General features: G+C 31.1%; 16 protein-coding genes. 11 read left to right on the top strand and 5 right to left on the bottom strand.

Features of this window, described 5'->3' with window-relative positions:
* The first annotated feature begins 176 nt into the window (after positions 1-176).
* Both H0I23_RS03155 and H0I23_RS03150 read left to right on the top strand, forming a co-directional pair.
* The gene (locus tag H0I23_RS03155) at positions 177-2,177 is read left to right on the top strand and encodes a DUF4962 domain-containing protein (protein WP_216785018.1); all 2,001 of its coding nucleotides are present in this window, start codon (positions 177-179) and stop codon (positions 2,175-2,177) included.
* 27 nt (positions 2,178-2,204) lie between these two features.
* Positions 2,205-3,458, top strand: a complete 1,254-nt coding sequence (locus H0I23_RS03150; protein ID WP_216785017.1) for an NRAMP family divalent metal transporter — start codon at positions 2,205-2,207, stop codon at positions 3,456-3,458.
* Positions 3,459-3,469: 11 nt separating this feature from the next.
* Here the strand turns inward: H0I23_RS03150 and H0I23_RS03145 are convergent, their stop codons facing one another.
* The gene (locus tag H0I23_RS03145) at positions 3,470-3,688 is read right to left on the bottom strand and encodes a hypothetical protein (protein ID WP_216785015.1); all 219 of its coding nucleotides are present in this window, start codon (positions 3,686-3,688) and stop codon (positions 3,470-3,472) included.
* 271 nt (positions 3,689-3,959) lie between these two features.
* On the opposite strand from H0I23_RS03145, the gene H0I23_RS03140 reads away from it, so the two are divergent.
* A complete protein-coding gene (locus H0I23_RS03140; RefSeq protein ID WP_216785016.1) occupies positions 3,960-4,760 on the top strand; it encodes a toxin-antitoxin system YwqK family antitoxin in 801 nt (266 codons plus the stop codon).
* Here H0I23_RS03140 and H0I23_RS03135 read toward each other — a convergent pair whose 3' ends face one another.
* A complete protein-coding gene (locus tag H0I23_RS03135) occupies positions 4,761-4,979 on the bottom strand; it encodes a hypothetical protein (protein ID WP_216785015.1) in 219 nt (72 codons plus the stop codon).
* A gap of 275 nt (positions 4,980-5,254) precedes the next feature.
* Here H0I23_RS03135 and sbcD point away from each other — a divergent pair, with 275 nt between their 5' ends.
* The 8 genes from sbcD (at position 5,255) to H0I23_RS03095 (ending at position 15,284) form a co-directional block, all read left to right on the top strand.
* Positions 5,255-6,457: an exonuclease subunit SbcD gene (gene sbcD, locus H0I23_RS03130; RefSeq protein ID WP_216785014.1), complete on the top strand. Its 1,203-nt coding sequence runs from the start codon at positions 5,255-5,257 to the stop codon at positions 6,455-6,457.
* Positions 6,458-6,469: 12 nt separating this feature from the next.
* Positions 6,470-10,123 (top strand): AAA family ATPase, encoded by a 3,654-nt coding sequence (locus tag H0I23_RS03125; RefSeq protein WP_216785013.1) that lies wholly within the window; start codon positions 6,470-6,472, stop codon positions 10,121-10,123.
* A gap of 46 nt (positions 10,124-10,169) precedes the next feature.
* Complete coding sequence (locus tag H0I23_RS03120) at positions 10,170-11,045, top strand: YegJ family protein (protein WP_216785012.1); 876 nt, start codon at positions 10,170-10,172, stop codon at positions 11,043-11,045.
* A gap of 41 nt (positions 11,046-11,086) precedes the next feature.
* A complete protein-coding gene (locus tag H0I23_RS03115; protein WP_216785011.1) occupies positions 11,087-11,674 on the top strand; it encodes a M23 family metallopeptidase in 588 nt (195 codons plus the stop codon).
* An 18-nt stretch (positions 11,675-11,692) separates the two neighbouring features.
* Positions 11,693-12,937: a hypothetical protein gene (locus H0I23_RS03110; RefSeq protein WP_216785010.1), complete on the top strand. Its 1,245-nt coding sequence runs from the start codon at positions 11,693-11,695 to the stop codon at positions 12,935-12,937.
* A gap of 16 nt (positions 12,938-12,953) precedes the next feature.
* On the top strand, positions 12,954-14,039 hold the full coding sequence (locus H0I23_RS03105) for a DUF6688 family protein (protein ID WP_216785009.1): 1,086 nt from the start codon (positions 12,954-12,956) through the stop codon (positions 14,037-14,039).
* A gap of 93 nt (positions 14,040-14,132) precedes the next feature.
* Complete coding sequence (locus tag H0I23_RS03100; RefSeq protein ID WP_216785008.1) at positions 14,133-14,393, top strand: hypothetical protein; 261 nt, start codon at positions 14,133-14,135, stop codon at positions 14,391-14,393.
* 240 nt (positions 14,394-14,633) lie between these two features.
* Positions 14,634-15,284 (top strand): hypothetical protein, encoded by a 651-nt coding sequence (locus H0I23_RS03095; protein WP_216785007.1) that lies wholly within the window; start codon positions 14,634-14,636, stop codon positions 15,282-15,284.
* Between the two features lie 30 nt (positions 15,285-15,314).
* Here H0I23_RS03095 and upp read toward each other — a convergent pair whose 3' ends face one another.
* The 3 genes from upp to H0I23_RS03080 form a co-directional block, all read right to left on the bottom strand.
* On the bottom strand, positions 15,315-15,968 hold the full coding sequence (gene upp, locus H0I23_RS03090; RefSeq protein WP_216785006.1) for a uracil phosphoribosyltransferase: 654 nt from the start codon (positions 15,966-15,968) through the stop codon (positions 15,315-15,317).
* A 73-nt stretch (positions 15,969-16,041) separates the two neighbouring features.
* Positions 16,042-18,021 carry an OmpA family protein gene (locus tag H0I23_RS03085; protein ID WP_216785005.1) on the bottom strand — a complete coding sequence of 660 codons (1,980 nt, stop codon included), beginning with the start codon at positions 18,019-18,021 and terminating at the stop codon, positions 16,042-16,044.
* A gap of 3 nt (positions 18,022-18,024) precedes the next feature.
* Positions 18,025-18,972: a type IX secretion system membrane protein PorP/SprF gene (locus H0I23_RS03080; protein ID WP_216785004.1), complete on the bottom strand. Its 948-nt coding sequence runs from the start codon at positions 18,970-18,972 to the stop codon at positions 18,025-18,027.
* Between the last annotated feature and the right edge of the window lies 1 nt (position 18,973).

The raw sequence follows: 18,973 nt of genomic DNA, 5'->3' as shown, positions 1-18,973 counted from the left end.
CAAGTTATAACAGACTTGCTACAAACTAATTACACCTAAATAAATCATATTAAATTTTATCACAATTTGATAGCAATTTTGTTTTTTAAAATTTAGGATTGTATAACACATTTTCTTAGGTTTGAAATACTCAAAAAACAGAATGTATTAAATTTTTAACACAAAAAATAAATTTCATGTATTTTAAAACCACTTTTTTTACTTTATTCCTACTTATAGCTACATCAAGCACTACATACTCGCAAGACACTCAAGAGCTAGAAGCTGAAAATGCCATCAATGAAAATTTAAAAGGAGAAAGTCCGCTTGTAAATCTCATGAACACAAAAAATTCGTCTTTAAAGAAAGAACTAGAAGGTGTACATCCTAGAGTTTTTTTAACGCAGTCTGAAATTGATGAATTAAAAGATAAAACAAAATCTCAAAAAGAATTATGGGAAATAGCGCTATCAAGTGTTAGAGCAATGAGTATTGAGCCTACTCCTGCCCCAGCACAAGCCCGAAGAGTACAAAACCCTGTAGGTTTAGGTATTGCAGAAGCTGCTCTTGCTTATAAAATTACTGGAGATAAAAAATATTTAGAAGCTGCTAAAAAATACATGAATACTGCAGTTTCTTATAAAGTTTGGGGTTATGAGTATAACAAACCAGATGTTGATTTAGCTGCTGGGCATTTACTTTATGGTTTAGGTTGGGGTTACGATTTACTTTACCATGATTTAACTGAAGAAGAACGTGAAAAATATAAAGCCAAATTAATTAGACAAGCCAACTTGTTGTTTGATTTTTACGAGCCAAAATCAGGTAAAACATATGCCTATAGTCAAAACCACACTTTTATTCCTATGGCTGGTTTGGCGGTTACAGCTTATGCGCTTGCTGGTGAAACCCCTGATGCTGAAAAGTGGGCTGCATTACCGAGAGCAATTTATGAAGGTGTTTTAGATACCTATTCTGATGATGGTTTTTATTACGAAGGTATTGAGTATTGGATTTTTTCAACACCATGGCTTATGCATTATTTAGATGCCCATTTACATGCTACTGGTGAAGATTTGTATGTAAAAGCATCTGGTTTCAAACTAATGCACAAATACATTTCGCACGCTACATTACCTGGTGCTGATTCTCATTTTGATTATGGTGACACCTACACAGGAAACCAAACAAGAGCTAAAATAAGTGAAGATTATGACCGTGAACGTATTGACGGACATTTTAAAACTAGCTATAATGTTCTTTACAAACTTGCTAGCAAATTTAATATTCCTGAAGCACAAGGAGTTGCTAATTGGTTAAAGAAAAAAGGACAAGTAAATGCTGAAGAAATGTGGACGTTTATATGGTACAACCCTACTATAGAAGCTACACCAATTGAAAAGCAAGAAAAATGGCATTATTTTAAAGATCATGATGTCGTTTTTTGGCGTTCTAGTTGGGAAGATGATGCAACTGCATTTTCTTTTAAATGTGGCCCTTCAGAAGGTCATTCTGTTTTAAAAAAGCAAGTTTCTTATCCTGAGTGGCGTTTATCAAGCGGGCATGCACACCCTGATGCTGCTAGTTTTATTATTTGGGCAGATGGGAAATACTTAACCGGCGATTCTGGTTATGAAGGGCTAACGGTAACTCAAAGTCACAATACACTTGTTTTTGATGGTAAGGGTCAGAATAACGAAGGTGAAGGACACGATGTGTTTTACGGAATTCCTTATGAAAGAATCAATAACATAAAAATTACAGATGTAAAAATGAATGCTAAAAAGGTTTCTATAATAGCAGATGCAACTGCTGCTTACGAGCCTGAAGTTGGTGTAAAAAAATTCATCAGAAAATTTGAATTTGAAGCTTCAGGAAGTTTTATAATAACGGATGCTGTTGAAACAAATACACCAAAAACAGTTACATCATTCTTGCACGCTGATAATGTCATAAAAAAAATATCAGAAAACACTTTTGAGTTTGAACCTAATAATACGAGCTTGATGGCTACAATAGTAGCACCTAAAAAATACACTACCGAAATTCAAGAAAACATACTTATTGCTCCTGGTGACCCTGGTAGTGTTGATAAAGGTGGTTTACAAGAAAGAGGAAAAAAATTGGCTATTTCTACTACTGAAAAAGTTTCAAGTGCAACATTCATAACTAAATTATCTATTCAAAAAGAACAATAAACACCAAATTTAATAGCACCAACCACTATGTTAAAAATAAAAACACTTGCAAAAAATATTGGACCAGGACTTCTATTTGCAAGTATGGCTATTGGCACCTCACATTTGGTACTTTCAACAAAAGCTGGTGCTACTTACGGTTGGTTAATGATAATTCCTATCCTATTAGCAAATGTTTTAAAATACCCATTTTTTGAATTTGGTATTCGATATACGAATGTGACAGGAAAAAGTATTATTGAAGGGTATAATAATAAAGGACGTGGTTATTTATGGCTTTACGCCTTTATAACATTAGCGACGAGTATTGCCAGTCCTGCTGCCCTTTGCTCTATTACCGCAGGTCTTTTTATTAATCTTTTTGGTATTCAAGGTGTTTCTATAACTACAGTGGCTCTTGGTTTATTTGTTTTCAACAGTATTCTATTAATAATAGGTAAATACAAGCTTTTAGAAACTACATTAAAATTTTTAATTCCTATTTTATTCATTGCTTTACTTGCAACTACAGCACTGGTAGTTGATGCAGGGCAAATAACTGCTGTACCTAATTTTAAAACGCCTGATTATTTTAATGAGTTGGGTGTTTTATTTCTTATTACACTAATTGGTTGGATGCCTACAGCTGTTGAAGCAAGTAGTTGGCTGAGTTTATGGAGTGCTGAAAAATATAGAATAGACAACAATAAACCGCCTTTAAAAGAAGCTTTACAAGAGTTCAATATAGGATATATACTAACAAGTATACTTGCTATTTTGTTTTTAGCAATTGGTTGTATGACGCTTTTTGGCTCAGGAACAGAATTAAGTGGAAATGCGGTAACTTTTGCTGATCAAGTCATAAATCTTTTCACCACACACATAGGTAAATGGGCTTATGGTTTTATTGCTGTATCGGCTTTTGCAACCATGTATAGTACTTGTTTAACACAACACGATGCAATTTCAAGAGTTAGTGTTGATATTATAGGATTGCTTGTTGGTGAACACAAAAAATTTACTGGTAAAAAATATTATGCGATAGGTATTATACTTATAGCCCTTATGAGTATAATTGTGATGTATACTTTGGGTGCTAATATGGGTTTAATTTTAGCTATAGCTACTGCTATATCATTTATTTTGGCTCCCATAGTTGGTTATATGAATTTAAAAAATGTAACTAGTAGTGATTTTCCTGAGGATGCTAAACCTAAAAAAGGCTTGCAAATTTTAACCTATATCGGAATTACTTTTTTATCGCTGCTTGCTATTTATTACGGTTGGATAATGATTTTTTAAAAGTACCAGTATTAAGATAATTTTGATTTGTTTGCTTTCGTAGTAAAATTCAATTCTTTTTTAATTCTTGAATTTTTAAACTTGTATAAACGTGCTGTTGAAGTTTCGTAACTAGTTTCTATAACAATAGTTTTTGGTGCAGTTTCAACTTTTACTTCTTTTGCTGCGTCTTGTGCTTGAGCAGTTACTCCGATAAAGATAAAAAAGATAGTGATTAATAAAGTTTTCATGTCTTGCGTTTTGTTACACTTATATAACGCAGCACTTGTTGTTTGGGTGGTTCTCATTCGGTAAACAACACTCTTTTTCGTTCTCTTGAAAAATATCTGTTAAGCGGTAAAACTCTCCCGATTAAGCGCATTTAAGCCATTTACAGCTTAGCGATTGAGCGTGTAGTTTGTCGGTTAGCAATTAACACCTACGCTAGAAAAATTGAATTATATCTTCATTATATTAATAGATTCATTATTTTAACACATAAATACATTTAAAATAAAACAGATGTTTTTATTATTGAGAAAAGCGCTTATATTTTCTTTATTTCTAATTAACTACACCATTCTAGCTCAACAAAAAGAGTATGTCGAATATTATGACAATGGACAGAAAAAAGCAATTGGCTTTAAAACTAATGATGGTATTGCCATAGGAAATTGGATTTATTACCGAAAAGATGGTACGTTAGATGCTAAACTAAATTTTAATAAAGAAGGTAAAACACAAGGTGAATTTTCTTTATATTATAAAAACGGAACATTACAAACTAAAGGCAATTACTCTGGTATAACAGACTATCAATTTAATGGTACTTATAAAGATTATTATGCTAATGGGCAATTAGAAAACATTGGCACTTATGATAATGGTGTAACTATAAACAAATGGATAAGTTATTGGGAAAACGGACAAACCAAATCTTTAACTAACTATACTTTAAATGGTGTCATAAAAGACAATATAGAATATTATAATGATGGGCAATTACGCATAAAAGCTACTTATAATAATAATGGTGATTTATCTGGAGAATTTGTTTTCTATTACAGTAATGGTCAATTATTTAATTCACAAGAATATGATGATGAAGGTAATAAAATAGGTATTTATAAAGCATATTATAAAAACGGAAACTTAATGCAAGTCGGTTCTTATGCAGGTATTGATTATTTTAAGAAAAAAGGAATTTGGAAAACTTTTTATGAAGATGGCACACTAAAAAGTGAAATAAAATTTGATGATAAAGGAAATAGAATTGGTATAATTAAAAATTATGATACTAACGGAAAATTAAAAAAGTTATAATTAAGATAATTTTGATTTGTTTGCTTTCGTAGTAAAGTTCAATTCTTTTTTAATTCTTGAATTTTTAAACTTGTACAAACGAGCAGTTGAAGTTTCGTAACTAGTTTCTATAACAATAGTTTTTGGTGCAGTTTCAACTTTCACTTCTTTTGCTGCGTCTTGTGCTTGAGCAGTTACTCCGATAAAGATAAAAAAGATAGTGATTAATAAAGTTTTCATGTCTTGCGTTTTGTTACACTTATATAACGCAGCACTTGTTGTTTTGGGTGGTTCTCATTCGGTAAACGACACTCTTTTTCGTTCTCTTGAAAAACATCTGTCAAGTGGTAAAACTCTCCCGATTAAGCGCATTATCCTTATTTTCCGCTTGGCGAAACTATGTGCATTTGGTCGGTGTTGATATGTTCTTATTTTAATAATAAACCAAGTAACTGGGTTAAAGCTAAATTGATTATTTTTATTTTATTACATTAAAATAGTAGCAACAATAAGAAATGAAAATACTTCATACTGCCGATTGGCATTTAGGACATAGACTGCACGAGCAATCGCAATTAGAAGAACAAACCTTGTTTTTAAGCTGGATTGAGCAATATATCATTGACCAAAAAATTGATGTATTATTAGTTTCTGGTGATGTGTTCGATACCGGAACGCCATCAAACCAAAGTTTAGAAATGTACTATAGCTTTTTAGTGAAGTTAAAAGCTACTACTTGTAAGTCGGTTGTTATAACTGGTGGTAATCACGATTCTCCTGGTACTTTAAATGCGCCAAAATATCTATTAGATGCATTGGCTATAAAAGTTGTTGGTAAAGCTACAGAGCACATTGAAGATGAAGTTTTTGAAATTGAAGTAAATAACGAGAAGGTCATTATTGGTGCTGTGCCTTTTTTACGAGATGGAGATATTAGACGCGCTGTTGCCGGCGAATCATTTGATGAATTAACCGATAAATATAAAAATGCATTAATTAACCATTACCAAGCTATTGCTGAGCAATGCCAATTGATAAATACGAGTAATGCACCTGTTATTGCTATGGGACATTTATTTGCCACAGGAGGTTCAATTTCTGATAGTGAGCAAAATATTTATGTAGGTACTTTAGGCCATATTGGTGCGGCAGATTTCCCTGCTTATTTTGATTATATTGCTTTAGGACATTTACACAGACCACAAATAATTGGAGGTAATGATAAAGTACGCTACTCAGGATCGCCAAATATCTTAAGTTTTAGCGAACTTAATTACGATAAAAAAGTATTGATTTTAACGGTAAAAGATGCTAAAATCACTAAAATTGAAGATGCTATAATACCCAATTTTAGAGAGTTTTATAAAATTTCAGGAACTCTAACAGAATGCATAACCAAATTTCCTGAACTTATTTCTAACACATACGGATTAACGCCTTGGGTAGAAATTGTATTAGATGAAGACCATACCGTTAACACCGACAATTTAACAAAAGAAGCTGCAAACTATTCTTTTGAAATATTGAAAACCTCTTTAAAAAGAAAACGTAAAATTAAAGGGATTGAAGAGTTGTTAGAAAATACTAAATCGATTAAAGAATTATTACCAACAGAAGTTTTTAAATTAAAGTGTGAAGAAATGGGTTTTGACTTAAAACAAAGACCTGAAGTTTGGGATGCTTTTAATGAAGTTTTACAATCAGTTAAAAATCAATAAAGGCAGTCTGTTATGAAAATTTTGAAAATAGAATTACAGAACATAAATTCATTAAAATCGGATACACCTATTGTTATCGATTTTGAAAGTAATCAATTTAAAGATGTTGGTTTATATGCCATTACAGGTTCTACTGGTGCAGGAAAAACAACAATTTTAGATGCAATAACAATTGCTTTATACCATAGTGTACCTCGTTTTAATAATACAAAGGGAACATTACTTAATGTAATTAGCCATGGTGCTCCTGATGCTTTTAGTAGAGTAACTTTTGAGAATAACAATGTAATTTACGAAGCTTTTTGGGGTATTCGCATAGCTGATAAAAATGGTAAAGAATATAAAAATGCTAAAGAAGAGGTTAGTTTAAAAAACTTAACTACTGATGTTACTTTAGCAAATCAAAAAAGAGAATTGATTACCAAAATAATTGATGTTACGCAATTAGATTATAATCAGTTTTTAAGATCTGTTATGCTGGCGCAAGGAGAATTTGCTTCGTTTTTAATTGCTAAAGGTCCTGATAAAGGTAAATTGTTAGAGCAAATTACTGGCGAAGAGATTTATAAAAAAATTGGTCAAGGTATTTTAGAGCGAAAAGCTAAAGAAGAAAATACACTTAAAGAAATTCAATCTAAAATTAATTCTGATGATATTTTAACTGAAGAAGCTAAAATTGAATTAACGGAGAAAGATAAAATACTTGATGCCGAGATTTTAAAGATTGAAAAAGAGATTAAAACCACTCAAACTATTGTAGAATGGTATGGTAAATTTCAGAAAATAAATGATGAGTCGGAAAAATTAGAACTAGAATCTAAAGATATAAACCTGTTCATTGAAAAACATAAAGAAGAACTAGAACGATTAGATTTAAATGAAAAAGCAGCACCTTTTAAAGAACTTCTTCAGAATTTAAACAGAACAGAACAAGAGTCTGCTGATAAATCTAAACAGCTACAGTTATTAGAAGAAGAACTTAAAACCTTAAAACCAGAGATTGAAAAATTAAGTATACAAACTCAGAAAGAAACGGAGTTGTTAAATGCCGCAGACAAAGAGTTTACAGCTTGGCTACCAAAGTTTGATGTTATTAATAACCTAGATGGCAACCTTAAAAATGAAATTGAAAATAAACAAAAAATAACCTTAGAGCTACATAATTTAGACAAACAAATTCAAGTTTCGCATCAAGAACAGATACAATTCAATAAAGATTTAAAAAATACTGAGGCTAAGATAAAAATAGATGAAGATTTTATTTCTGAACATAAATTTTTGAAAGATGTTGATTTACAAATCTCTAATTGGGCGAGTGAATTAGCTGCTTTAAAAGCTAAAAAAGAACGTTTAAAAGAAGTTCTAGATTTTGTTTCGTTAAAAACAGAAGAAGTCGAAAAAACAGAAGCTCGTTTAAAAGAAGGAAATAAATTACTGAAAGCCAAAACTGTTGAAATTGAACAAACAGAAAAAGAACTTGACGAGGTTACTTTAAAATTATCTAAAAATAATTTAACGGATGTATTAGCTGCTAAAGGTAGATTATCGGTTACAGAAACTAATTGGAAACAATTTAAAACGCTTTCTGAACAAATATTTAAAATTGAAAAGGAACAAACTGATTTATTAGCGAAGCAAAAAACACTTTCAACATCATTACAACTTGGTAACAAGCAAATTGAAGCGATAAAGCAACAAATTGAAGCTCAAGAAAAAGCAGTTGCAGATGCCGATAGAATTTTAAACTTAGAGAAAAGTATTTCTAAATATGAAGCTGATCGTCAAAATTTAACTGATGGAACACCTTGTGGTTTGTGCGGTTCACTAGAGCATCCGTTTACCAAAAATTTAGTTTCTATTAGTGTTTCTAAATCGGAATTAGAACTTCAAAAACGAAAAGAAAAACTTCAAAATTTAATTGTATCACAAAATGAATTAGATAAAAAAGAAGTCGCACTGCTTACAACTATTGAAGGTTTGAAGCAACGCAATGGTTTAATTAATGATGAAATAAAGGCGTTAAAAGAAGCGGCTAAACAATTAAATATTGATTGCGAATTATCAAATACAGCTCAGATTGAAATTGAGGTTAAAAAAGTAACACAGAATATTTTATTGTTAGATGAAAAATTAAAAGTAGCGCAACAATTACAAGAGGTTAAAAATACATTAACTGATACTTTTAAAGCACAAAGTGAGGTGCTTAATAAAATTAAAACATTGGAAGCTACGCTTGTTGAAAAGAATAAAAATAGCAGTAAAGACATTACTGAAAAACAAAAGCTTATTATTATTTTACAGGAAACCTATAACAATTTAGAAACAGCGTTAAAAACAAAACTATCTGAGTTTAATTATCAATTACCATCAATACAAGACAGTAATGAGTTTATTGAAAAACTCAAAGGTTTAATTACCAATTTTAATACAACAGAAAAGAATTTAAACTTATTAAAATCGGGAGTAACAGTTGTAAATACTAAGTTAGAAAACAATAGAGAAAAACTAGAAACACAGCTTGCTGCAAAAAAAGATTACACACAAACTATAAAGGCAAGCACGCCTATAATAGAACAATTAAAAACAGAACGCGAAGCTATTTTACCTATTGCTATTTCTGTAGAGCGTAAGCGAGAGCTTTTGCAAACCGAGCGAATAGCTTTAGCTAAGAAATCGGAACTAAGTAAACTTAAACGCCAGGAGTTTTTAGATTTACAAAACAAAAAAGAAGCTTTAAAAATTGAAAATAAAAAGGAACTATTTGTTTTAAAAGACAAGTATAAAAAGTTAAACACAACCTTTGAAAATCAATTATATAAAAGTGAATTTGATAAAAGAGAAGCTGTTCAAAAAGCAATATTGCCAGATGAAGATGTGGTTAGATTCACAAAAAATAAAGAAGCAATAAAAGAAAAACAACTCCGTTTAAAAGCTTACCGAGAATCGAACGAAAAAACTAAAGAGGATTTACTAAAATCTAAAACCTTTGAAGTTACGGAGTCGGTTGGAAAATTAACCTTAGAAAATTTAAATTTAAAAAATAAAACATTGTTATCGGAAAAAGGTGAAATCATACAAACCTTTAAAAAAGATCAAGAAATTAGAGATCGGAATAAAGAAATTTATACAAAAATTGAGGCACAAGAAGCAACTTGCAGTATTTGGAGAGAACTTTTTAAAATTATAGGAAACTCAAAAGATGCCTTTAATACATACGTACAACGTTTAACTTTAAAACAATTATTAGACCTTGCTAATGTGCATTTATACCAATTAAACAAGCGTTACTCACTTAAAATTGAAAAAGAGTATAAACCAAAAGAAGAACTTAATTTTAATTTAATTGACCATTACCAAACTGATCAAGTACGGCTAGTAGATACCTCAAGCGGTGGTGAAAAATTTATTATCAGTTTAGCTTTAGCTTTAGGATTGTCTGATTTAGCGAGTAAAAATGTAAAAATTGATTCTTTATTTATTGATGAAGGCTTTGGTACTTTAGATAAGAACACCTTAGAAACTGTTATTTCAACTTTAGAAACTTTACAATCTCAAGGTAAAATGATTGGTATTATATCTCACGTAGAAAATTTAAAAGAACGAATTTCTACTCAAATTCAAATTATTAAAAAAAATAATGGCGTAAGTGTTGTTGAAATATCATAACTAAAAAACAAGGCTTTAATTTAAAATAAAATTATAAAAACAAAATATGGGACTATTTGATAAGTTGTTCGGCAAGAAAAAAAATATCGTTAAAAGAGAAGGAAATCCTGATGTTTACAATATGCCGAATGAAAATGAAAGACTTAATTGGGCTATGGAAAAAGCTAGACTAACACTTCATTATTTTGAAACGTGCTTAACAAACCCTAAAGATGGCCAAGAGTATTTTTCTATAAAAGCTAGAATAGAAGATAATGGTAAAACAGAACATATTTGGTTGCGAGAATCTAGTTTTGATGAAGATGGTAATATATTTGGTATTGTAGGTAACGAACCTATTGATGTTAAAAATGTTTCTATTGATGAAAAAATAGGCATTACCAAAGAGCATGTATCAGATTGGATGATTATTGAAAATGGGAAGCTTATTGGCGGTTATACCATTAGAGCAATTAGAGACGGTTTAGAAGGTAGTGGTTTAGTTGATTTTGATAAAAATTTAGGCGGTATGTTGGTTGATGAAGGTGAAGACTATTTTAGGCCAAACCTTGAAACTCCTGAAGGTGCTATACTTGCTTTAGAAGAGGCTTATGATAATGATGACTTAGAGGCCGCAATGGACTGTAAAGATTTTTATAAAGAAGCTGAATTTATACTTCAGAAAATGAATAAAATAGAATTAGATGAGTCTATTATTACAAAAACGGCTGAAGTTTTAAAACTATCATACATTAAAAACATGCAAGAGCATGGTATGCCAAAATTCGCTGGCCTTAAAAGAGCTTTTTTGAGAGATAAAGTTTCTGATGATCAGTACATTATTACAGAAATTTGCCTATACCCTGATGGTGGAAAATCTTCACAAAAAATGAATACTTTTAAAATTGATAACCAATGGAAGGTTTTGGGTCTTGTTGATTAATGAGTATCTTTTACTTTTAATATCTCTGTAGATAAAACCTAATGATGAAAAATAACATTTTCACTTTATTAATTATACTTACTGTTTTAAGTTGTAAGCAAAAAACAGAACCTAAAATTTTAAGCAAAGCTGAAGTAAAAGTTATAAAAAAAGATACTTTTTTATGTACTAATGGATACGATTTTCCTGTTGGCAAGCCTGATTCGAAAGGATATTACAACGCACAAAAATTTACAGAAAATGAACATTTAGGAGAAGATTGGAATGCAGTAACTGGTGGAGATTCTGATTTAGGAGATCCTATTTTTGCTATTGCAAATGGGTATGTTTCTTTTGCTGAAAATATACAAGGTGGTTGGGGAAATATTATCAGAGTTGTGCATCATAATAATGAAAACGACCTCGTAGAATCACTTTATGCGCATTGTGACACCATCTATGTAAAAGAAAAAGATTATGTTACTAAAGGGCAACAAATCGGAACTATAGGTAATAACGATGGTCAATACTTAGCCCATTTACATTTAGAACTTAGAAGTACTATTGGTATGCCTGTTGGTGGTGGTTATTCATCTAATACAGAAGGCTACTTGAACCCAACTGAATACATAAAAAATAATAGGAAGTAAAAAAATAATTAAATGCATATGAAATTTTTACTTGCACTTATCGTATTCATTTACACTGCAAATTCATTTTCGCAAGATATACAAACCATACACCCTACTCTGGGTAAAAAATACGATTTTGGTATTGAAATACAAAACGATTGGAAAATTAGAAACCAACTGTATGCCGATATTGATAGTGGTAAAAGAAAAATGAACGATTTTACGGCTAAAGAAATGAAGCTTTTTGAAAAATATGGCGAAACATTTAGCAGTATGTGGGAAATTGAAGGTGGAGGTTGTAGCTGGTATTGTGGTGCTGGCGGGTATACTATAAAAACATCGTCTGTACTTTCGGCTAATAAGGTTACCAATTATGCTGCTGAAAATTTAAAAGATTTAGATTACCAAACAGCATGGGTCGAAGGTAAAAGTGGTTATGGAATTGGAGAAACAATAGCTTTTAATTTCCCTGCTAATCACCCCAGAATTACATCTGTATTAATAGCTAACGGGTATATTAAATCAAAAAAACATTGGAAAGAAAATTCGCGTGTAAAGACTTTGAAAATGTATGTAAATAATGAGCCTTATACTATTATTGAATTTGAAGATGTTTATGCTGAACATGTAATTACATTAAAAAAGCCACTTGGTAATGCTGATAGAGCCAACCTTGATCAGCTTACTGAAAAAGATAATTGGACGATTAACTTTGAAATTCTATCAGTTTATAAAGGTGATTTATATGACGATACTGTTATTACCGAAATATATTTTGATGGTTTAGATGTACATTGTTTAGTTAAGGGAACGCAAATAACAATGGGTGATAATAGCCTAAAAGCTATTGAAAAGGTACAACTTGGTGATGCTATTTTATCTTACAATCAAGAAACCCAAGAAACAGAAATTTCTATTGTTAAAGAACTGGCAAGCCCTATTCATAACAACCTTATTAAAATTGACCTATCAAACGGTACGCATATTACATGCACTAGGGATCACCCTTTTTTATCTAGTAATACGCAGTGGGCATCAAATAACCCAATAAAAACAGAAATTGATTACGAAATTTCAGACGTTGCCCAATTACAAATAGGAAGTAAAATAAAAACGGTAGATGCCATACATGAAGTTGTGAAAATTACAGAAATTGAAGCAGAGCAAAAAACATATACCATTGTAAACCTAAGTAAAAACAATACGTTTATTGCAAACGGAATACTAACAGGTATTGAAAAGCTGCGTAAGCGAAAAAAGTGCTCAAAACATAGTCTATAATTACTAAACCATGCAAATGCCTATTATAATTTTATTTCTTGCAATACCAATACTATTAGTATTTATAGATTTTATTGCTTTTCTATTTCGTAAAAAAAGACTTTACAACCGTGGAATCAATATCATTTTAGATATCGTGTTAGTTCTGGGTTTACCACTATTTTATTTGATTGCAGCTGATTTTGGTACAAATGATTGCTGTAGTGATAGTGCTACTTTTTCGCCAGAACATAAACTAACAATATATACTTTAATCGGTATAAATATACTTGCCTACTTCATTTCAACATTTAAAAAAACCTTAGTTAGTCCCATTGTTGAAACACTGATAAACTCAATATTGCTAGGCGGAATTATACTAAATATTTTTATAGCCATTCAGGTAAATGAAATTTTATTCATTTTTAATATTCCAATTATACTATTATTTATACTAGAATTAATTAAAAATCAGCAAAAAATAACATCCTATAGTCTGACTTTTGATTATGATTCTTTATCTCAAATAGAGCAATTTTCGTGGCAATTATTGAACTCAAAGCTTTTCGTTAAAATTCCTATTTTACTTGTATTATGTTTACCGATTATGATTGTTGTATCAGGTTTTTTAATGTTGTTTGGTCAAAAACCAGATTCTGTTATTAGAGCTTTTACAGACACATACAAGCATGGTTTCTCTCAGTTAGATTATATGTGTGAGAATGTACAATGTGGTGGACATTTTTTATGCTCTGTGGCCGCAAATGGGCATAAAAACATAGTAAATCCAGAGCGTTTAGGAGAACGTGGTGGAAAGAAAATAATGTGTAACCGACAGCTTTTAATTTCAAATGCTTTTGAAGAACTGATACAAGATAAACTACCAAAAACACATAATTTCATCAGAAGAAACTATAACAAGGTTGGTAATTTTATACATCGTTACTATGAGGTTTTTAATTTAAAAATTGTTTCTGATATCGTATATGTTCTAATGAAACCTCTAGAATGGTTTTTCCTTATCACACTATACACGTTTGATAAAAATCCAGAAAATAGAATTGCTAAACAGTACCTTACTCCTGTAGATCGAAAAGCGATTGATCGTGAAATAAACTCATAATCAAGGTATTTTCATTAATTATATTCTTATTAAAAAAAATATAAAACAGATAAAATAGTTTATACTTTATAAAACCTATAATCTTACGCTATTATGGAGTCACATGAACTATTGCCTAGTGGAAAATGGGAAGGCTTTTATTGCTTTCAAAACTCGCCCAAACAACATAAAATGGCTATTGAATTACTTTTCAAAAACGGAAAAGTAAACGGGTCAGGTATAGATGATGTAGCGCCTTTTAAATGGAGTGGAAACTACAGCCTTGAAAACTTTAAGATTCAACTAGTGAAAACATACTCAAGTCATTCCATATCCTATTTTGGTGATATTGATGAAAATGGAATTTGGTTCTAAAATGAAAGGAGGGTTTCACATTTGGCCTAAAAAGAAAAATACGGAAAAGCAGAAAAGTACTTTCGAGGAAATCACAGAATCACTTAAATTAAAAGAAATTTATATTGAAATAATTAGCTAGTATAAGTACTGCCTGTCAACGAAAAAAACAAAAACATATAGAAAATAAGTTATTTTACAGAAATTAATAGTTATTTTCAAATTTTTAAAACATTTAAATAACACCATAAAACCACCACAATGACAAGAGAAGAACATTTAGTTTTTTGCAAAAAATGTACCAATCGAAAGTTAGATATGCAACAAGGTATGTTGTGTACTCTCACTGATCGAGTTGCTGATTTTGACCCAACTTGTATTTCATACACACACGATGAAACAGTTAAAGAACGAGTACCTGAAGATCAAGAAGAGATAATTCCTGCTTTACCAGAAGCTGTTGTTGAAAATTTAAGAAAAGAACAAAATTTTCCAGCAGCAATAATTTCAGGTGCTATAGTCGGTTTTATTTGTGCTATAATTTGGGCAGCAGTTAGTATTTCAACTGGGTACCAAATTGGCTGGCTTGCTGTAGCTATTGGTTTTGCTGTAGGTTTTTCAATGGGTATATTAGGTAAAGGTGTTGACCCGAAATTTGGTTATGCTGGAGGCCTAATTGCCTTATTAAGTTGTGTATTAGGTAATTTCTTTACTGTACTTGGCATGATTGCCAATTATGAAGGTTTAGGCTATTTTGAAACCTTATTAATGTTTAATTATGGAGAAACTTTTTCTATAATGGCAGAAGCTTTTAGCCCTATGGATATTCTATTTTATGGTATCGCTATTTTTGAAGGCTACAAATATTCATTCAGAAAAGTTACTGATGAAGATATTCAGCGTGTTTCATAATTTTAAATGCATATAATGGAGTTGATTGGCCTATAGTTTAGAACCGTAGGCTAAATCACCCGCATCACCCAAACCAGGTATTATATACCCTTTCGCATTTAATTCAGGATCTATAGCTGCTATCCATAAATGTGTGTCTTCAGGAAATACATTTTGCACAAAATCTACTCCTTCTTGCGAACCTATTACAGATACGATATGTATTTGTTTTGGTGTACCATGTCCTTTTAATCCTTCTAAAACATTTTCCAACGTTTTACCAGTTGCTAACATAGGATCGGCTAGTATTAAAATTTTATTTTCTAATGATGGAGCTGCAAAATAATCAACAATAACCTCAAAATCATCTTCATCACCATTATGCTTTCTAAAAGCAGATATGAATCCGTTTTCCGCTGTATCAAAATAGTTTAATAAGCCTTGATGAAAAGGCAATCCTGCTCGTAAAATAGAACATACAACAATAGCATCAGTTACTGATGGTATCACTTTTGTACCTAAAGGGGTTGTTACTGTATTTGAAGAGTAATCTAATTTTTTACTAAGCTCATACGCCAAAATTTCACCAACACGCTCTATATTTCTTCTAAAACGAAGACTATCATTTTGTATTTCTACAGCTCTTAACTCTGTAATGAATTGATTTAGAATAGAGTTTTCTGTTTCGAAATTATGTACCGTCATTCTTAATATTTTTTTTCTAAAAATACACTTTTTATAACGAGTATAAAACCCTAGTTTAAAACCTACTATTCGTTTAATTTTTACGCATGATAAATTCAGATCTACGGTTTAGTGAATGTTCGTCATCTGAACATTTTACATTGTTACCACATTTGTTAACCAATTGCGTTTCACCATAACCTTTACCTGTTATTCTGTTTTCAGAAATACCCATTGAAACAATGTATTTTACAGTAGATTTTGCTCTTCTATCCGACAACCATAAGTTGTAACGATCACTCTCTCTACTATCTGAATGTGAACCTACCTCAACAGTTGCTGATGTGTTAGTTTTCATATAAGCCACAACTTTATCTAACTCAGGATATGATTGTTTACTTAAATACGAACTGTTTAAGTTAAAATAAATAGGCTTCATTTTTAAGATTTGTACTAAATCAGCTCCAATTACTGCTGACTCGTCTCCCCTTTCCATACTGATGATAAAATTAAGATCATCAATCGTACTATCTACTTCTCCGCCTGGTGTTATTAAATATACCGTAGCATCATTATAGTTTTCAACCTCAGCTACAAATCGATATTTTTTAAATGGGAATGCAATTTCAGTTGCAAATTTACCATCTGCATCTGCCATAGTCTCTGTTAGCTTATTATTCGCATAATCGTAAATAGTAACTTTAGCAAGCGGAATACTCGTACCTAAAATTTTATCGATTACAGTACCTTTAATTTGAGAAGCTGTAATTTCAGGTTCTTCAGGTGCTAGTTTTTCGAATGTAAAGCCGTAAATATCATCATCACCCATACCTCCTTCTCTATTTGAAGCAAAAAAGCCCGTTTGCTTTTCATCATTCAATACCATAGAAAAATCGTCGAATTTACTATTTATAGGTTCTCCTAAATTTTCAACTTCACCAGCAGCATCAATAGCGACACTATACATATCTAAACCTCCCAAACCAGGGTGTCCATCAGATGCAAAGTACAATATACCATCTGTAGCCATAAACGGAAATGTTTCTCTTGCTTCTGTATTTATTGCTTCTCCTAAATTTTCAGGAGTCCCAAAAGTTCCATCTTCACTTATATCAACCACAAAAATATCTGAAGCCCCTTTACTTGGTTGCATATCTGAAGCAAAGTATAATTTTGTTTCATCTGCATTTAAACTTGGGTGTGCTGTAGAGTAATCATCGCTATTAAAAGGAAGTTCTTCTTCATTCGCCCAAACATCATCAACTAATGTGGCCTTATATATTTTAAGACGACTTAATCCCGTTTCATCTTCTTTAAAATTGCCATTTTTGGTATTATTTCGCGTAAAATAGACTGTTTTACCATCTTTTGTGAAGATTGTTGACGATTCATGTGTTCTTGAGTTTAATTCTTTCGAGAATTTTTCTGCATCACCAAAACCATTTTCTTGTCCTAAAGAATCTTCTTGTATATCTACTTTATACAAATTTAAAAATGGTTTGTTATTCCATTCATGAACCGAATTGATAAACGTACCACTATCTCGTGCACTAGCAAAAACTAAGCTTTTTTCATACATCGAAGGCGCAAAATCTGAATTAACTGAATTGATATTCAATTTTTTAATTTCAAATTTTAAATTTTTAGCCCTTATGATTTCTAAATAATTTTCATTTTCCGAAAACTTTAAAGCTCTTAAATCTTCCTTTTTTGCTTTTTGAAATTTACGCATGTAGGTATCAGAACTTTTATAATCTCCAATAGATTTTAAAGACTGTGCATACCTAAATAAGTACTCGTATCCTGTAGCATCTGATTTTAAATCTAGTAATTTTTTATACCATTTAGCAGCTTCTATATAAGTCCCATTATTATAATTGGCATCTCCTAAATTTTTATAAACCTCTTCAGTTTCGTTCCCTTTTGCAACCAATTCTTCATAACTTTCAATTGCTAATGCGTATGCATGGTTATTGAAATTATCATTGGCGTCTTTCAGTTTCGATTTTTGAGCATTTACAAAATTCAGCGTGCTCAAAAAACAAATAACAAGTATGTAGCTTATTTTTTTCATGTGCTAAAAGAATCTTGGTGTTAATGCATTTCTATGTCGAGATTTAAACTCGTAACGAATAAAAACCTCAAAAGAGCCATCGTTAAAACTTATGTCGCCTAAGGCCGTAGTATCTTTATCGTATGCTAAACCAAGCATTAGACGATCTGTAATTTGAAAACCTACTAAGGCACTTATTGCTGCATCCCAACGGTATGCCGCTCCTAAAGAAAACTTTTCGTTATACAACATCGTTGCCGAAAGATCTGCTTGTATAGGAGCCCCATCAACTGCTTTTACTAAAAATGCAGGTTTTAATTTAAGATTATAACTCAAATCAAAAACATAACCTGATATCAGATAAAAATTCATTCTATCAGTTGCCGTTGCTGTTGAAGATGAATCATCAAAATGTGTGGTTTTTAAAATATTAGGCACTGAAAGACCTACATAAAACCTTTCATTATGAAAATACACACCTGCTCCAAAATTTGGAGAAAACTTTTTATCAATTCCTGAATTTACAGTGTTTGCTAGTGGATTATAATTTCTTAGTTTATTAAAATCGATATTTAAAAAGTGACCACCAGCCTTTAAGCCTAATGATAATTTATCTTTTTCAGAAGTTAAAACTGTATATGAAAAAGTAGCATCAAAATAAGTATCTTGATTGGTTCCGTTTCCGATTTCATCATTAACAATAGATATACCTACCCCTACTTTACTAGAAACAGGACTATGAATATTAAAAGTTTGTGTTGTTGGCGCCCCATCAATACCCACCCATTGCGATCGATGTAAAGCTGCAATACTTAATGCTCCTCTAGACCCTGCATAAGCGGGGTTTACAGCTAATGTATTATACATATACTGCGTATATTGAGCATCTTGCTGAGCTAAAGCTTCCCCAAAAAAAGGAAGTATTACAAGCATGATTATTGCTAAAATTTTTATGTTTTTACGAAACTTCATG

It is taken from the genome of Cellulophaga sp. HaHaR_3_176 (genome assembly GCF_019021925.1).
Taxonomy (GTDB): Bacteria; Bacteroidota; Bacteroidia; order Flavobacteriales; family Flavobacteriaceae; genus Cellulophaga.
The sequence above is the reverse complement of the archived record's forward strand: the minus strand, read 5'-3'. Positions and strand labels throughout refer to the sequence as shown.

Coding starts and splice junctions, on each gene's coding strand:
- H0I23_RS03155 (WP_216785018.1), top strand. CDS start 177: ATGTATTTTAAAACCACTTTTTTTACTTTATTCCTACTTATAGCTACA.
- H0I23_RS03150 (WP_216785017.1), top strand. CDS start 2,205: ATGTTAAAAATAAAAACACTTGCAAAAAATATTGGACCAGGACTTCTA.
- H0I23_RS03145 (WP_216785015.1), bottom strand. CDS start 3,688: ATGAAAACTTTATTAATCACTATCTTTTTTATCTTTATCGGAGTAACT.
- H0I23_RS03140 (WP_216785016.1), top strand. CDS start 3,960: ATGTTTTTATTATTGAGAAAAGCGCTTATATTTTCTTTATTTCTAATT.
- H0I23_RS03135 (WP_216785015.1), bottom strand. CDS start 4,979: ATGAAAACTTTATTAATCACTATCTTTTTTATCTTTATCGGAGTAACT.
- sbcD (WP_216785014.1), top strand. CDS start 5,255: ATGAAAATACTTCATACTGCCGATTGGCATTTAGGACATAGACTGCAC.
- H0I23_RS03125 (WP_216785013.1), top strand. CDS start 6,470: ATGAAAATTTTGAAAATAGAATTACAGAACATAAATTCATTAAAATCG.
- H0I23_RS03120 (WP_216785012.1), top strand. CDS start 10,170: ATGGGACTATTTGATAAGTTGTTCGGCAAGAAAAAAAATATCGTTAAA.
- H0I23_RS03115 (WP_216785011.1), top strand. CDS start 11,087: ATGATGAAAAATAACATTTTCACTTTATTAATTATACTTACTGTTTTA.
- H0I23_RS03110 (WP_216785010.1), top strand. CDS start 11,693: ATGAAATTTTTACTTGCACTTATCGTATTCATTTACACTGCAAATTCA.
- H0I23_RS03105 (WP_216785009.1), top strand. CDS start 12,954: ATGCCTATTATAATTTTATTTCTTGCAATACCAATACTATTAGTATTT.
- H0I23_RS03100 (WP_216785008.1), top strand. CDS start 14,133: ATGGAGTCACATGAACTATTGCCTAGTGGAAAATGGGAAGGCTTTTAT.
- H0I23_RS03095 (WP_216785007.1), top strand. CDS start 14,634: ATGACAAGAGAAGAACATTTAGTTTTTTGCAAAAAATGTACCAATCGA.
- upp (WP_216785006.1), bottom strand. CDS start 15,968: ATGACGGTACATAATTTCGAAACAGAAAACTCTATTCTAAATCAATTC.
- H0I23_RS03085 (WP_216785005.1), bottom strand. CDS start 18,021: ATGAAAAAAATAAGCTACATACTTGTTATTTGTTTTTTGAGCACGCTG.
- H0I23_RS03080 (WP_216785004.1), bottom strand. CDS start 18,972: ATGAAGTTTCGTAAAAACATAAAAATTTTAGCAATAATCATGCTTGTA.